Below are 14,600 nucleotides of genomic sequence, written 5' to 3'. Positions count from 1 at the left end.
ATCCGAGTGCGGCTTCCGCTCCTCGCGCTGCTTGCCGCCGGCCCGGCGCACGGTTACCAGCTCCGGCGTGCCCTGGAGTCCACGTTCGGCCCGGCCTACCCGCGCACCAACGACGGGCAGGTCTACGTCACGCTCGGCCGACTGGAGAAGGCCGGCCTGATCGAGGGGCAGGACGTCGCCCAGGACGGCCGCCCGGCCAAGCGGGTCTTCGCGCTCACCGAGGACGGCCGCCGGGTGCTCGCCGACTGGTTCGCCCGCCCGTCGGACGGCGGCAAGGTCCGCGAGGAGTTCTTCCTCAAGCTGGTCCTCGCCCCCCGCACCCGCCTCGCCGACCCGCGCGCCCTGATCGACCTCCAGCGCTCCCACTGCCTGGCCGCCATCCGCGGCCTGCACGCCACCGCCGACCGGTCGCCCGACCACGAGGTCTCCCGGCTGCTGATCGAGGGCGAGGTCCTCCACCTCCAGGCCGAACTCGACTGGCTGGAGCGCTGCCAGCAGGAGTTCACCTGAGCGCCCGCCCCGCCTGACCCGAACGGGCGCGGCCGGGCGCGGACGGCCGGGCGGGCGCGGCCGGCCGGGCGGGCCCCACGGGGTGCGGCGCCCCCGCGGAACCCGCCGGTGCGGCGGCCGGCCGTCAGCGGTCAGCGGTCAGCGCAGCGCGAACTTCTGCGCCGCGCTCCCGTTGCAGTCCCACAGCTGGAGGCGGGTGCCGTTGGCCGTGTTGCCGCTCGGGACGTCCAGGCAGCGGCCCGACTGCGGGTTCAGCAGCGAGCCGTCCGCCTGCTGGACCCACTTCTGGCCGCCCACCCCGTTGCAGTCCCACAGCTCGACCTGGCTGCCCGCCGCCGTGCCGTTGCCGTTGACGTCCAGGCAGCGGCCCAGGGTGCGCAGCGAGGTGTCCGCGGCGTGGAACCAGTGCTGGTCGACCGCGTAGGACTGGCAGTTCCACAGCTGCACGGCGGTGCCGTTGACGCCGTTGTCGTCGTTGGCGACGTCCACGCACTGCCCGCCGGGGCGGCGACCGGACCGCCCCCGTTGACCGCGAACTTCTGCGCCGCGGCGCCGTTGCAGTCCCACAGCTGCAGCCGGGTGCCGTTGGCGCTGTTCCCGTTGGGCGCGTCCACGCAGCGGCCGGACTGCGGGTTCAGCAGCGAGCCGTCGGCTTGCTGGAGCCACTTCTGCGCGCCGCCGCCGTTGCAGTCCCACAGTTGCAGGAGCGTGCCGTTGGCGGTGCCGTTGCCGGTGGCGTCCAGGCAGCGCCCGAGGGTGCCGAGCGAGCCGTCGACGCCGTGCACCCAGTGCTGGTCCTCGGCGTACGTCTGGCAGTTCCACAGCTGCACGCCGGTGCCGTTGGCGCCGGTGTCGTCGGCCGCGACGTCCACGCACTGCCCGCCCGGGCCGGTGACGGTGCCCTGCGGGCCGTTGGGCAGGTCGGTGCGGCCGTTGTAGCCGACCGAGACGACGTTGGCCTGGACGGCGTTCTCGGTGGCGTCGCTCGGGTAGCCGGAGACCATGACGCCCTCGAAGAAGGTGCCGCGGTTCCAGTTCGAGTTGTCGCCGCCGATGCCCAGGATGATGCCGCCCTCCTGCTTCATCGGCCGGTAGCCGGCCCGGCTCGGCAGCGCCCCGTTCCACCAGGTGGTCAGCGCGCCGGACTGCGCGTTGCCGCCCTTGAGCGCGTACGCGGTCTGGCCGTTGTTCTTCAGCACCGCCGTGACGAACGGGCTGCTGTTGCCGAGGTTGGCGGTGTTGGAGCCGTTGTCGCCCTGGAACATGCCGTTCTCCAGGTCGGCCTCGATCCACGGCCCGCTGCCGCTGCACGGCGGGAAGTAGCAGGTGGTGGCGATGGAGACGGCGTCCATGTGGCCGTTGCCGGTGTCGGCGGGCGTGGACTCGGCGTTGCCGTAGTCGAAGCAGCAGTCCGCGCCCACGTGGGTGCCGCTGGCGACCATGTAGACGCCCTCGGGCTGCCCGTTGACGGCCACGCCCGAGGCGACGCCGGTGTAGCGGTAGCCGACGCCGGGCGAGATCCACACGCCGTAGACCTTGTGGCCGCCGGCGCTGACGGCGATCTCGGAGGCGTCGGCGCCCCGGTCGTTGCCCATGCCGGAGGTGCCGGCCGGGCCCGGGGTGAGGTCGTTGTGCCGGGAGGTCTGGTCGTAGATCCGGGTGATCCGGCAGCTGCTGCCGTTGCAGAACCGGTCCTGCGCCTGGGCGTCGGCGTAGCCGCCGGCCGCGAGCAGGCCGATGTCGGACGCCGCGCCGTCGGAGGCCCGGGTCACCCGGTACAGCGGGCCGTTGTAGGAGGAGAACAGGGCACGGGTGGTGCTGTGCGCGGCGACGCAGGGCGTGCCGCCGGACGCGTACAGGTCGCACGGCAGCGAGCCGGCCGCGTGGCCGACGCCGGGCAGGCCGATCAGCGCGGCGACCAGCAGCGCCAGGGCGGCCGCGGCCGCTCGCGCGCTGCGCCACAACTGCCCGGCGGGCAGCGGGAATCGACGGGACAAGGTGCGCTCCTTCGGGGTGGGGGTGCAAGGGGCGGTACCGGTGCGCGGAACGGGCCCGGGGGCGGCGACCGGCCGCGGGCGCGCGGAGGCTGGCGGTTCATCGGCGACCTTGTATTCTCACGTTGAAACAGCGGCGTCCTGGTGGTGCCGGCCTCGCTCCCTCGCGCACGGTCGGCGGGAGGAGGGGGTGCGGTCTTGTCCGTACCGAACAACGGAACCGGCGCCGCGGCGCCGCGCTTGAAGGACGTCGCCGAACTGGCCGGCGTCTCCGTCAAGACCGTCTCGAACGTGGTGAACGGGACCACCCCCGTCGCGGAGGCCACCCGGGAACGGGTGCAGCGGGCCATCGACCGGCTCGGCTACCAGCCCAACCTGACGGCCCGCCGGCTGCGCACCGGCCGCAGCGGGGTGATCGCGCTGGCCTTCCCCGAACTGCCCTCGCCGTACTTCGCCGAACTCGCCGTCGAGGTGATCGCGGCCGCCCGCCGGGTCGGCATCACCGTGCTGATGGACGACACCGGCGGCGACCCGGCGGCCGAGCTGCGGATCGCCTCGGGCCTGGGCGGACCGATGATCGACGGCGTCATCCTCAGCCCGCTCGGCCTGGACCGGGCCGCGCTGCTGGCCCGCTCCCGGGAGATCCCGCTGGTCCTGCTCGGCGAGGCCGACTTCGGCCCGGTCGCCGACCGGGTGCACATCGACAACGTGGCCGGCGCCCGGGAGGCGACCCGCCACCTGATCGACGAGGGCTACCGGCGGATCGCCGCGATCGGCTGGCAGGACCCCGCGCCCCGGGCCACCGCCGAACAGCGCCTGGCCGGCTACCAGGAGGCGCTGGCCGGCGCCGGCCTGACGGCCGACCAGGAGCTGCGGCCCCCGGTCCGGGCCTACTTCCGCCCCGACGGCGCCTCGGCGATGCGCCGCCTGCTGCGCCTGCCGCGGCGACCCGACGCGGTGTTCTGCTTCAACGACCTGCTCGCGCTCGGCGCGCTGCGGGCCGCCCACGAGGCCGGGCTGCGGGTGCCGCAGGACCTCGCGATCGTCGGCTTCGACGACGTCGAGGAGGCCGCGTACGCGATCCCCTCGCTGACCACCGTCGCGCCCCGACAAGCGGCTGATCGCGCGAACTCGCCGTCCGCTGCCTGGAGGAGCGCATCGAGCAGCGCTACACGGCCCGGGCCGGCGGATCACGCCGGGCTTCCGGGTGTGGTCCGGGAGAGCAGCACCTGGCCCGCTGACGGACCGCCCGCTGACCGGCCCCCGCCGAGCCGCCGCCCGCGACGCCGGGCCGCGCCGCCGCCCGCTCACGCCGGGCCTCCCGGCGGGGCGGCCAGGTGCGGGAAGCGGAACTCGGTGGTGCTGCGCCGCACCGCGCCGGGGCGCAGCACGGTGTCCGGGTAGTCGGGCGCGGTTGGGGGAGTCGGGGAAGTGCTGGGTCTCCAGGCAGACCCCGGCGTGCCGCGGGTGCGGGTCGCCGTCCAGGCCGTTGCCGGTGTAGACCTGCAGCCCGGGCTCGGTCGTCCAGACCTCCATCCGGCGCCCGCCGGCCGGGTCCTCCAGCCGGGCGGCCCGGCGCAGCGCGCCGGCGGGCGGCCGGGTCGAGCACCCAGCAGTGGTCGTAGCCGCCGGCGGCGTCCAGCTGCGGGTGCGGGAGGGCGAGCCGGGCCCCGATCGGGTGCGGCTCGCGCAGGTCGAAGGGCGTGCCGGCGGTCGGGGCGGGCGGCCCGGGCAGCGGCACGGCGGTCGGGTCGACCGGCAGGTAGGCGTCGGCGTCGACGGCGAGCCGGTGGTCGAGCACGCTGCCGCCGTCCCGGCCGGAGAGCCGGAAGTAGGCGTGGTGGGTGAGGTTGACGGGGGTGGGGCGGTCGGCGCGGGCGGTCCACTCCAGGCGCAGGGTGCCCGAGCGCTCCAGGGTGTAGACGGCGGTGACGTGCAGCCGGCCGGGGAAGCCCATGTCGCCGTCCGGGCTGTGCAGGTCGAGGCGGAGCGCGGCGGCGTCCGGGCCTGGCCGGGCGGCGGCCTGCCAGCGGAGGCGGTGGAAGCCGCCCGGCCCGCCGTGCAGGGCGTGGCCGCGGTCGGTGGCGGGCACCCGGTGCGCCCGGCCGTCGAGCCGGAAGCCGCCGTGCGCGATCCGGTTGGCGTAGCGGCCGATCAGCGCGCCAGGTAGGCGCTGTCGGCGGCGTACCCGGCCGGGTCGGCGCGGCCGAGCACCACCGAGGCGCTCCGGCCCTCCGGGTCGGGGACCTCCAGCCGGGCAGGATGCCGCCCAGGTCGAGCACCTCGGCGCGGACGCCGGTCCCGGCGTCGAGGGTCCAGCGGTCGACGGGGGTCCCGTCGGGCAGGGCGCCGAACGGGCTGCGGGTGACGGACGGGGCACGGGTGGCGGACGGGATCGGCAACGGGAGTCCTCGGGCCTCGGGGAAGGGGACGGAGCGTCAGGGACGGGCGGTGCGGCCGACGGTGGACTCGCGCACCACCAGCGAGTGGCCGGGCAGGATGCGGCGGGGCCGGGCCGGGGGCCGGTCGGGGGCGGCCTCGATCCGGGCGATCAGGCAGTCCACGGCGAGCCGGGCGATCGCGGCCTTGTCGGGGGCGATCGTGGTCAGGGTGACGGCGCCGTAGCCGCCCTCCTCGATGTCGTCGAAGCCCACCACGGCGACCTCCTCGGGCACCCGCACGCCCGCTCGGCGAGCACCCGCAGCGCCCCCAGGGCGACCAGGTCGTTGTAGGCGAAGACGGCGTCGGGCGGCTCCGGCAGGTCGAGCAGGCGGGTCATCGCGACCGCGCCGTCGAGGCGGTCGTAGCCGTCGGTGGCCACCACCAGGTCGTCCCGGGGGCTGCCGCCGGCCGCCAGGATCTCCCCCGCCAGCCGCGCAGCCGCAGGTGGGCGGGCTGGAGGCGGCTGTCGCGGCGGGCCCCGACGAAGGCGATCCGGCGCCGCCCCAGGCTGAGCAGGTGGCGCACGGCGAGCCGGGCCGCGGCCACGTTGTCGATCGCGATGTGGTCGAACGGGGCGTCGTACTCGCGCTCGCCGAGCAGCACCAGCGGCGGCCGGGCCGGGCGGCGCAGCAGGTCCTCCGCCTCCAGCCGGATCGGGCTGAGGATCAGCCCGTCGATCAGGTGGCTGCGGAAGCCCTGCGACACCAGGGTCTCCTTGGCGCGCAGCCCGGCGGTGTGGTCCAGCAGGACGGTGTGGCCGTGGTGCGCGGCGGCGTCGATCACCGCCGCGGCGAGGTCCGCGAAGTACGGGTTGCCCAGCTCGGGCACGGCCAGCGCGATGATCCCGCTGCGGCCGGTGCGCAGTTGGCGGGCCGTCGCGTTGGGCCGGTAGCCCAGCTCCTCGATCGCCTGCCGCACCCGGTCCCGGGTGCCCGGTCTGACGTGCGGGTAGTCGTTGACCACGTTGGAGACGGTCTTGACGGACACTCCGGCCCGCATCGCGACGTCCTTGAGGCTCACGCCCACGGCCCTGCCCCCTCGCTCTTCCGGCACTGCCCCGATCGGCCCGCTGCGTCCCCGCTCCCGGGGCGGCGCTCATTCGTCGCGGCGCCCGCGGTCGAGCAGCGCCTGGGCCAGCACCACCACGGCCAGGAAGGCGCCGTTGACGGTGTCGGTGACGGCCGAGCCGTACTGCGAGGCCGAGCGGTCGATCAGGTTGTGGATCACCGACAGCAGCAGCACGCCCGCCACGGTGCCGCCGACCGAGCCGCTGCCGCCGGTCAGCAGCGTCCCGCCGATCGCCACCGAGGCGATCGCGGTCAGCTCGTAGCCCACGCCCACGGTGGTGACGCCCGAGCCGAGCCGGGCGCTGCCCAGCGCCCCGGCCGCGCTGGCCAGGGTCGCCGACAGCACGTACACCAGGGCCTTGGTGCGGGCGACCGGCAGGCCCATCAGCCGGGCCGCGTGCTCGTTGCCGCCGATCGCGGTGGTCGCCGCCCCGAACTTCGTCCTGGTCAGCAGCAGCGCGCCCAGGCCGAACAGGACGGCGGAGATCAGCACCGGCGTCCAGGTGCCCTCGCCCAGCGCCCGGAACGCCGAACCGCGCGGCACCAGGTACGTGCTGGTGCCCTCGGAGGTGATCAGTTGCAGCAGCCCGCGCGCCCCGAGCAGGCCCGCCAGCGTCACGATGAACGGGGCCATGCCCGCCCGGGCCACCAGCAGGCCGTGCACGCAGCCCCAGGCCGCGCCCACCGCCAGCGGCAGCAGCACCGCCGCCCAGGTGCCGTGGTGCTGGGCCGCCCAGGCGGCCAGCACCCCGCCGAGCGCGTACATCGACCCCACCGACAGGTCGATGCCGCCGGTGAGGATCACGAAGGTCAGGCCGAGCGCCAGCAGCCAGCCGAAGGCGTTGTTGCCGAGGATCGCGCCCAGGTTGTCGGTGCTCGCGAAGCCGGGCGAGAACACCGCCGCGCCCAGCACCACCAGGACCAGCACGGTCAGCGCGCCCTGTCGGCGAATCCGGCCGGCCAGCCGTTCGGCGGGGGTCTCCGCGGTCGGCCGGCGGCGGGCCGCCGGCTCCGTCCGGGCGGAAGCGGTCGTGGGGCTCATCGGGTACCACGCTCCTGGGAGGCGTACACGGCCAGGCAGATGACGGCCGCTTCGACGATCTTGGTGATCGAGCTGTGCACGTCGTGCTGGGTCAGCACCGCGGTGATCAGCTGCATGAACAGCGCCCCCGCGACGGTGCCGAGCACCCGCACGCTGCGCCGGCCAGCGGCGTCCGCGCGACCACCACCGCGGTGATCGCGTCCAGTTCGATGTTGCGGCCCTGGTTGGCCGGGTCGGCCTCCGCGCCGTGGCCGATGATCAGCACCCCGCCACCGCCGCCAGCACCCCGACAGCAGGTACACCGTCAGCAGCACCCGCCGCACCGGCAGCCCGGCCAGCCGGGCCGCCCGCCGGTTGTCGCCGACCGCGACCAACTGCCGCCCGAACGTGGTCCGGTGCACCAGCACGGCGGTCAGCGCCACGCACCCCGCCGCCAGCCAGGCCGTCCACGGCACGCCCGCGAACGCCTCCGAGCCCAGCCGCAGCAGCGCCGGGTCCGTCACCGGCTTCGCCGACGCCCCGTTGACCAGCGAGGCCACGCCCCGCACCCCGATCATCAGGGCCAGCGTCGCGACGATCGGCTGCACCCGGGTGAACGCCACCATCGCGCCGCCCGCCAGCCCGCTCACCGCGCCCAGCGCCACCGCCGTCACCACCGCCACCGGCAGCCCCCAGCCGATGTACAGCGGCACCACCGCCGCGGCCAGCGCGATCACCGCGCCCACCGACAGGTCGATGCCCTCGGTGCCGATCACCAGCGCCATCCCCAGCGCCACCAGCAGCGTCGGGGCGACCTGGAACAGCTGGATGCGCACGTTCCCGGCCGACAGGAAGCCGCTGTCCAGCACCACCGCCGCCAGGAACAGCACCGCCAGCGCCGCGTACACGCCGTAACGCCGCAGCAGCCGCAGCGCGGGACCGCGCCCGCGCACCGCACCGGCCAGGGCCAGGGCGCTCATCGGGGACCTCCGTCCGTGTCGTCGTTCTCCTTCGCGGGAGCCGTTTCCGACGGCCCGTCAGCCGCGTCCGGGTCGTGGGCCAGCGCGGCCAGCAGCCCGTCCGCGCTGATCGAGGCGCCGGTCAGCTCCTCCACCACCGCGCCGTCCTTCAGCACCAGCACCCGGTCCGCGCCCGCGATCAGCTCCTCGGCGTCCGAGGAGATCAGCAGCACCCCCAGGCCCTCCGCCGCCAGCTCGTCGATCAGCGCCTGCACCTCCGCCCGGGCGCCGACGTCGATGCCCCGGGTCGGCTCGTCCAGCAGCAGCACCTTCGGGCCCAGGCAGAGCCAGCGCGCCAGCAGCACCTTCTGCTGGTTGCCGCCCGACAGGTCCGACACCTTCTGCTCCGGGCTCGCGCCTTGATCCGCAGCCGGGTCATGAAGGTCTCCACGATCCGGTCCTGCCGGGCCCGCGACACCAGGCCCGCCCGGACAGCCGGGGCAGCGCCGCCAGCACGATGTTCTCCCGCACCGACAGGCCCGGCACGATGCCCTCCGCCTTCCGGTCCTCGGGCAGCAGCACCACCCCCGCCCGGATCGCCGCCGCCGGACTGCGCCGCGCCAGCACCCGGCCCGCCACCTCCACCCGCCCGGCGTCCGCGCCCAGCGCGCCCACCACCGCCTTCGCGGTCTCGCTGCGCCCCGAACCCAGCAGGCCGCCGAGCCCCAGCACCTCGCCCCGGTGCAGCGCGAAACCCACGTCGCGGACCTTGTGGCGCACCGTCAGGCCCTCGGCCCGCAGCACCGGCCGCTCCGGCTCGCCGTCCGCCCCGTGGGCCCGCCGGGCGTCGTGGGTGCGGGCGGTGCGGACCCGGGCCGCGACCAGCTCCCGGCCCAGCATCAGCCCCACCAGCTCCCGCCGGCCCAGCCCGGCCAGGTCGCCCGCGTGCACCACCCGGCCGTCCCGCAGCACCGTCACCTCGTCGCAGAGCGCGTACAGCTCGTCCATCCGGTGGCTGACGTACACCACCGCGATGCCCTGCGCCGTCAGCTCCCGGACCACCCCGAACAGGGTGTCCACCTCGCGCGGCTCCAGCGAGGAGGTCGGCTCGTCCATCACCACCACCCGCGCCTCCACCTGCACCGCCCGGGCCAGCGCCACCATCTGCTGGGCGCCCAGGCCCAGTTCGCGCAGCGGCCGGGAGACCTCGGCGCGCACCCCGTAGCGGGCCAGCAGCCCGGCGGCCTCCCGGTTCATCCGCCGGACGTCCAGCAGGCCCCGACGGCGCGGCTCCCGGCCGAGGAACAGGTTGCGGGCCACCGACATCATCGGCACCAGGTTGACCTCCTGGTACACCGTCGAGATCCCGGCCCGCTGCGCCTCCAGCGGGGTGCGGAACGCGGCCGGGCGCCCCGCCAGTTCGATCCGCCCGGCGTCCGGGCGGTGGACGCCGGTCAGCACCTTGATCAGGGTCGACTTGCCGGCGCCGTTCTCGCCGATCAGGGCGTGCACCCGGCCGGCCCGCAGCACCAGGTCCACGCCGCGCAGGGCGTGCACGCCCGCGAAGCTCTTGTCGACGCCGGCCGCGGTCAGCACGGTGCCGGTGCCGGTGCCGGTGCCGGCGGGCGCGGGCCGGCCGCGGTCGGAACGGTGCCGGTGCCGACGGGTACGGGCTCGGCCGCGGTCGGCGCCGCGGGGTCCGCCTCGGTCATGGGTCCTCCTCCTCGGGGCGCGGTGGGTGGTCGCGGGCCGCCGCCGGGGCCGCACCGGGCGGGGCGCGGCTCCGGCGGCGGCGCGGGGTCAGTACACGAGGCCCTGGGCGAGCGCCTGCTGGGCGCTGTCCTTGGTGAAGTGGCCGTCCTTGATGATCACCTTGGGCTGGACGCCGGCCGTCCCGTAGAAGTCCTTCAGGGACTGGAAGGCCAGCGGGCCGAACCGCGGGTTGGTCTCGATGTCCGCGACCAACTGCCCGTCCACCACGCCCTGCACGGCCTGCCGGATGCCGTCGATCGACACGATCCGGATGTCCTTGCCGGGGGTCTTCCCGGCCGAGCGCATCGCCTGGATCGCGCCCAGCGCCATGCCGTCGTTCTCCGCGTACACGGCGTTGATGTCCGGGTGCGCCTGGAGCAGCTGCTCCATCACCTTCTGGCCCTCGGTCTGGTCGAAGTTCGCCGTCTGCGAGGCCACCACCTGCATGTTCGGGTACTTGGCCGCGAGCTGGTCGGTGAAGCCCTTGGTCCGGTCCGCCGACACGTTGTTGCCGGGCGTGCCCTGGAGGATCGCCACGTGCGCCTGCCCGCCGGTCGCGCCCGCCAGGTCGTCCGCGGCGATCTGCGCCTGCCCGTAGAAGTCCGAGCCGATGAAGGCGACGAAGTCGCTGCACGCGCCGCCGGTCACCGTGCGGTCGATGGTCAGCACCGGGATCTTCTTCGCCTTGGCCGCGGCCAGCGCCGGGCCGAGGCCGTCGGAGTTCTCCGGCGCCACGATCAGCACCTGCGCGCCCTGCGCGATCATGTCCTGGATCTGCGCGTTCTGGGCGTTGACGTCGGCGTTCGCGTTGCGCTCGATCAGCTTCACGCCGAGCTTCTTCGCCTCCGCCTCGATGCTGGCGGTCTCCGCCGCCCGGAACGGGTTGCTGGTCGACTCCGACTGCGAGAACCCGACCACGGTCTTCCCGTCGGCCAGGTCCAGCTTCGGCGCGCCGTAGGTGTCGGCCGTGCAGCCGGGGCCGCTCGCGCTCGCCGACGGCGAGACCACCTGCTGGGCGGCGGCGCTGTTCGCGCCCGCCGCGGCACTCGTCCCGGAGCCCTGGCCGGAGCCCTGGTTGGTGCAGGCGGACGCGGACGCGCACAGCCCCGCGACGAGCAGTGCGGCGACGGCGGACTTGGCGCGCAGGGTGGGGTTCATACGCCCGATCACATCCTTGACTGCGTGGGGGAGTCACCGGCTACCCGCCGGTTTCCAACGATGTAGAGGGACGATGGGCCATCCTGTCGGACGATGTCAAGAAGTCGCGCACCAATTCGCCGCCGCCTGATCTCCCGTCAACTCGGCCTATCGGCTGCTGACCTGCGGGTGGACCGGGGCGGCCGGAAGTGGTGCTGCGCGGAGGCTGGACAGCGCCGCGCCGGGCTGCTCTGATACCGCTGCCCAGGTATTTCCAACGTTGTGAAACGAGGAACCTGACATGGACACCGGTTGTCCCGGCCTCCGGAAACGTCCCCGGAGACGGAACGGCCCCCGCCGCAGAAGCGCGACGGGGGCCGGGACGGCGTCGGGGCGGGCCGGGGGACCGGCCGGCGGGCGGGCTAGCGCACGGGCTCGCCGGCCGGTGCGTCCGCCTGTCCGGCGGCGGACCCTCCGGCGGACCCGTCAGCGGGCTCGGCGGCGGACCCGGCGGACTCGTCGGCGGGCTCGGGCTCGGCCCCGTGCTCGTCCGTGCTGTGCGAGTCGGTCAGGGTCAGGGCGCCGACGGCGGTGATCAGGCCGACCACCACCGCGAGCACCGCGTAGGTGATCCGCTCGCCGTGGAAGAACGAGTGGACCAGGGGCTGGTCCCAGGTGCCGGTCGGCAGCTGGGTGGTGACCAGGGCGGCGATCAGGGTGCCGACCACGGCGGTGCCGACGCTGCTGCCGACCTCCTGCGCGGTGTCGTTCAGGGCGGTGCCCATCGAGGTGCGGTTGCCCGGCATCGCCTCGACCAGGGCGATCGCGCAGATCGTCATGACGGTGCGCAGGCCGATCGTCATCACCACCATGCAGACCGCGATGGCGGCGTAGCCGTGGTCCACGCCCCAGGCCAGGCCGGCCAGCGAACCCGACAGGCAGAGCGCGCCGATCAGGCAGGCGATCCGGTGGCCGAACCGCTTGGCGAACCACTCCGAAAGCGGGGTGGCGGCGAGCATGGTAAAGATGATCGGCAGGTTCGCCAGGCCGGCCCGCACCGGGCTCCAGCCGTAGGCGTACTGGAAGTGCAGGATCAGCCCGAACATCACGGCGGCCATCGCGATGGCGGTGCCGATCTGCGCCACGGCCGCGCCCCGGACGGTGCCGTTCGAGAACAGCCGCAGGTCCAGCATCGGCGAGGCGGTGCGGCGCTCGTGCCGGACGAACACCGCGCCCGCCAGCAGGGCGCCGAGCACCGTCCCGAGGGTGGCGGCGGAGGCCCAGCCGTGCTCGACGCCGCTGGTCAGCGCGTAGCAGGCGAGGCCGATGGTGAGCACGCTGAGCACCGCGCCCGGCAGGTCGAGCCGGTCCTTGGTGAGGTCCTCCGGCCGGTCCGCGGGGACGCCGAACCGCACGCCGATCGCCGCGAGCAGCGCGATCGGGGCGTTGACGAGCAGCAGCCACTGCCACTTGACGTGGGCCAGCGCGGTGCCGCCGAGGAGCGGGCCGAGGACGAAGCCGGACATGCCGACGACGATCATCACGGTCATCGCGCGCATCCGCAGCGCCGCGTCGTCGAAGAGCCGGAACACCAGCGAGTTGGTGATCGGCGCCATCGCCGCGGCGGCGACGCCCAGCCCGGCCCGCAGGGCGATCAGCTGCCCCGTGCCGGTCACGGCGGCGACGCCCAGGCTGAGCAGGCCGAACGCGGCGAGGCCGACCAGCAGCACCCGCCGCCGCCCGAGCCGGTCGGCCATCGATCCGGCGGTCAGCAGCAGGCCGCCGAAGGTCAGCGAGTACGCGCCGGTGACCCACTGGAGGGCGGTGGTGCCGCCGCCCAGGTCCCGGCCGATGGTCGGCAGTGCGATCGAGAGCAGGGTGTTGTCGACCATCTCGACGAAGAAGGCCAGGCAGAGCGCGGCCAGCGGAATCCAGGCCGCGCGCAGCGACGGATAGGTGCGGGAAGCCGCGGGTGCGGCAGCGGTGGCAGTCATGACGGGCCTCCTTTCGTGGTGTCGGGCGGGGGCGGTCCGGGCGTCGCGCCGGGCGGGCGCGGGGTGCGGCCGTACCGGTCCGCGACGCACTATCGAACGTGGTTCTACTATAGAACCGAGTTCGATAATCCCGCAAATGTGATTGGATGGGAACCATGGCACCGACGCGACCGCACCCCGCCGAACGCCCGACCCGAGGGCGTCGACGTGCCTCGCACTCCATGGAGGCCGTCCTCGCCGCCGCCGTCGCCCTGCTGGACGAGGACGGCGAACAGGCCCTGACCCTGCGCGCCCTGGCAGGCCGGCTGGGCACCGGCGTCGGCAGCATCTACTGGTACGTCTCCGGCAAGGACGACCTGCTCGACCGCGCCATCGACCACGTCCTCGGCGGCGTCCTGACCACCGTCGAGCAGCGGCCCGACACGGCCGACCCGATCGCCGACCTGCGCGCCATGGCCGTCACGCTGTTCGACGCGGTGGCCGATCGGCCCTGGCTCGGCGACCGCTTCCTGCGCAACATCGGCAGCGAGGGCAACTCGCTGCGCCTGTACGAACTGCTCGGCCGGCAGCTGCTGCGCCTCGACCTCACCCCGAAGCAGCGCTTCCACGCCCTGTCGGCGGTCATCGGCGTCGTGGTCAGCAACGCCGCCGACCTGGGCCAGGAGGAACCGCCCGAGGAGGTCGTCGAGGGCGCCGTGGGCCGCGAGGAGTTCCTCGGCCGCTTCGCCGACAACTGGCGCGCCCTGGACCCGGAGCGCTACCCGTTCCTGCACCACATCGTGGACGAGTTCGACGGGCACGACGACCGCGAGCAGTTCCTCGCCGAACTCGACCTCACCCTCGCCGGACTCCGCCTCCAGGCCGGCTGAGCCGCCCGCCGGGGGGCGCCCCGGGGCGCCCCCCGGCCCGGTCCCGGCCCGGTCCCCGCCCGGTCTCAGCCCAGCCGGGACAGCGGCAGCCGCCCGGTCTCCGGCGCGGCGGGGGCGGCCGGCTCGGCCAGCGCCCGCAGGTAGTCCCCGCGGGCCGTCGGCCGGGCGCCCAGGGCCCGGACGTGCGGGCTGTCCCACTGCACGTCCAGCAGCCGCCCCCCGGCGGCGGCGAACCGGGCGGCCAGGTCGGCGACGGCGGTGCGGTCCGCTCCCGGCCGGCGCCCGAACATCGAGTCCAGGCTCAGCACCCGCCGACCACGACCCCGAACGCGCCGCCCACCAGCTCCGGCCCGTCCCAGACCTCGGCGCTGTGCGCGACGCCCGCCCGGTGCAGCCGGGCCAGCGCCGCGCGCAGCGCCGGCGTCAGCCAGACCGGGCGCCGCCCCTCCGCGCAGGCCGCCACCACCTCGGCGAAGGCACGGTCCGCCGTGCTGGACCCGTCCGCCCCGGTCCGCAGGCTCCGGCGCAGCCGGGTCGCCAGGTGCACCTCCCCCGGCGCCAGGACCGGGCGCGGATCGGGGGACCACCAGGCCAGCGCGTACGGGTCCTGCCCGGCTGGCCCGGGCAGCAGCGCGATCCGCCCGGCCGCCACCTCCGAGCCGTGGCGGACCTCGTGGAACGCGGCCGCCATGTCGTCGGCCGGCATCGGGAACAGGCCGCGCCGGTAGGCGGCCAGCAGCACCGGGCCGGTCAGCTCCGCGCCGAACGCCACCGGGGCGTCACCGGGCGCGCGGGCGAGGTCGAGCCCGTCGAAGGGGTCCGGCCCGTCGAGGGCGTCCGGCCCGTCGAAGTGGC

8 protein-coding genes and 5 pseudogenes are annotated in these 14,600 nt (G+C 75.2%); 3 read left to right on the top strand and 10 right to left on the bottom strand.

The window, feature by feature from the left end; translation table 11 throughout:
• The first annotated feature begins 6 nt into the window (after positions 1 to 6).
• Positions 7 to 510: a PadR family transcriptional regulator gene (locus tag QMQ26_RS01300; protein WP_100834586.1), complete on the top strand. Its 504-nt coding sequence runs from the start codon at positions 7 to 9 to the stop codon at positions 508 to 510.
• Between the two features lie 138 nt (positions 511 to 648).
• Here the strand turns inward: QMQ26_RS01300 and QMQ26_RS01295 are convergent, their stop codons facing one another.
• Both QMQ26_RS01295 and QMQ26_RS01290 read right to left on the bottom strand, forming a co-directional pair.
• Positions 649 to 957, bottom strand: a complete 309-nt coding sequence (locus QMQ26_RS01295) for an RICIN domain-containing protein (RefSeq protein ID WP_282204431.1) — start codon at positions 955 to 957, stop codon at positions 649 to 651.
• A 134-nt stretch (positions 958 to 1,091) separates the two neighbouring features.
• Positions 1,092 to 2,474 (bottom strand): annotated as a pseudogene (locus QMQ26_RS01290) (arabinofuranosidase catalytic domain-containing protein); the annotation flags it as partial.
• A 228-nt stretch (positions 2,475 to 2,702) separates the two neighbouring features.
• Here QMQ26_RS01290 and QMQ26_RS01285 point away from each other — a divergent pair.
• Complete coding sequence (locus QMQ26_RS01285; RefSeq protein WP_282204430.1) at positions 2,703 to 3,908, top strand: LacI family DNA-binding transcriptional regulator; 1,206 nt, start codon at positions 2,703 to 2,705, stop codon at positions 3,906 to 3,908.
• Here the strand turns inward: QMQ26_RS01285 and QMQ26_RS01280 are convergent.
• The 7 genes and pseudogenes from QMQ26_RS01280 to QMQ26_RS01250 form a co-directional block, all read right to left on the bottom strand.
• A pseudogene (locus QMQ26_RS01280) lies at positions 3,812 to 4,900 on the bottom strand (aldose epimerase family protein). The gene QMQ26_RS01285 and the pseudogene QMQ26_RS01280 sit on opposite strands and share 97 nt — an antisense overlap.
• Before the next feature lie 42 nt (positions 4,901 to 4,942).
• Positions 4,943 to 5,972, bottom strand: a pseudogene (locus QMQ26_RS01275) (LacI family DNA-binding transcriptional regulator).
• A gap of 69 nt (positions 5,973 to 6,041) precedes the next feature.
• Positions 6,042 to 7,055, bottom strand: coding sequence for an ABC transporter permease (locus tag QMQ26_RS01270; RefSeq protein WP_111555581.1), 1,014 nt, complete (start codon positions 7,053 to 7,055; stop codon positions 6,042 to 6,044).
• Positions 7,052 to 8,014: an ABC transporter permease gene (locus QMQ26_RS01265; protein WP_282204429.1), complete on the bottom strand. Its 963-nt coding sequence runs from the start codon at positions 8,012 to 8,014 to the stop codon at positions 7,052 to 7,054. The genes QMQ26_RS01270 and QMQ26_RS01265 overlap by 4 nt, the downstream gene beginning before the upstream one ends.
• Positions 8,011 to 9,589: pseudogene (locus tag QMQ26_RS01260) on the bottom strand (sugar ABC transporter ATP-binding protein). The gene QMQ26_RS01265 and the pseudogene QMQ26_RS01260 overlap by 4 nt, the downstream one beginning before the upstream one ends.
• Positions 9,590 to 9,793: 204 nt before the next feature.
• Positions 9,794 to 10,903: an ABC transporter substrate-binding protein gene (locus tag QMQ26_RS01255; RefSeq protein ID WP_282204428.1), complete on the bottom strand. Its 1,110-nt coding sequence runs from the start codon at positions 10,901 to 10,903 to the stop codon at positions 9,794 to 9,796.
• Positions 10,904 to 11,304: 401 nt separating this feature from the next.
• A complete protein-coding gene (locus tag QMQ26_RS01250) occupies positions 11,305 to 12,876 on the bottom strand; it encodes an MFS transporter (protein WP_282204427.1) in 1,572 nt (523 codons plus the stop codon).
• Positions 12,877 to 13,097: 221 nt separating this feature from the next.
• Between QMQ26_RS01250 and QMQ26_RS01245 the strand changes: the two genes are divergently transcribed.
• Positions 13,098 to 13,745, top strand: coding sequence for a TetR/AcrR family transcriptional regulator (locus tag QMQ26_RS01245; protein ID WP_100834577.1), 648 nt, complete (start codon positions 13,098 to 13,100; stop codon positions 13,743 to 13,745).
• A 65-nt stretch (positions 13,746 to 13,810) separates the two neighbouring features.
• On the opposite strand, the pseudogene QMQ26_RS01240 reads toward QMQ26_RS01245, so the two are convergent.
• A pseudogene (locus tag QMQ26_RS01240) lies at positions 13,811 to 14,436 on the bottom strand (leucyl/phenylalanyl-tRNA--protein transferase).
• Positions 14,437 to 14,600 lie beyond the last annotated feature (164 nt).

Origin of the sequence: Kitasatospora fiedleri, assembly GCF_948472415.1 — a bacterium.
GTDB classification, from domain to species: Bacteria; Actinomycetota; Actinomycetes; order Streptomycetales; family Streptomycetaceae; genus Kitasatospora; species Kitasatospora fiedleri.
This window is presented reverse-complemented; position numbering and strand designations above follow the sequence as displayed.

Bases quoted from the DNA above. Each gene is read 5' to 3' on its own strand.
- QMQ26_RS01270 (WP_111555581.1), bottom strand. From the start codon at position 7,055: ATGAGCCCCACGACCGCTTCCGCCCGGACGGAGCCGGCGGCCCGCCGC.
- QMQ26_RS01265 (WP_282204429.1), bottom strand. From the start codon at position 8,014: ATGAGCGCCCTGGCCCTGGCCGGTGCGGTGCGCGGGCGCGGTCCCGCG.
- QMQ26_RS01255 (WP_282204428.1), bottom strand. From the start codon at position 10,903: ATGAACCCCACCCTGCGCGCCAAGTCCGCCGTCGCCGCACTGCTCGTC.
- QMQ26_RS01250 (WP_282204427.1), bottom strand. From the start codon at position 12,876: ATGACTGCCACCGCTGCCGCACCCGCGGCTTCCCGCACCTATCCGTCG.
- QMQ26_RS01245 (WP_100834577.1), top strand. From the start codon at position 13,098: ATGGAGGCCGTCCTCGCCGCCGCCGTCGCCCTGCTGGACGAGGACGGC.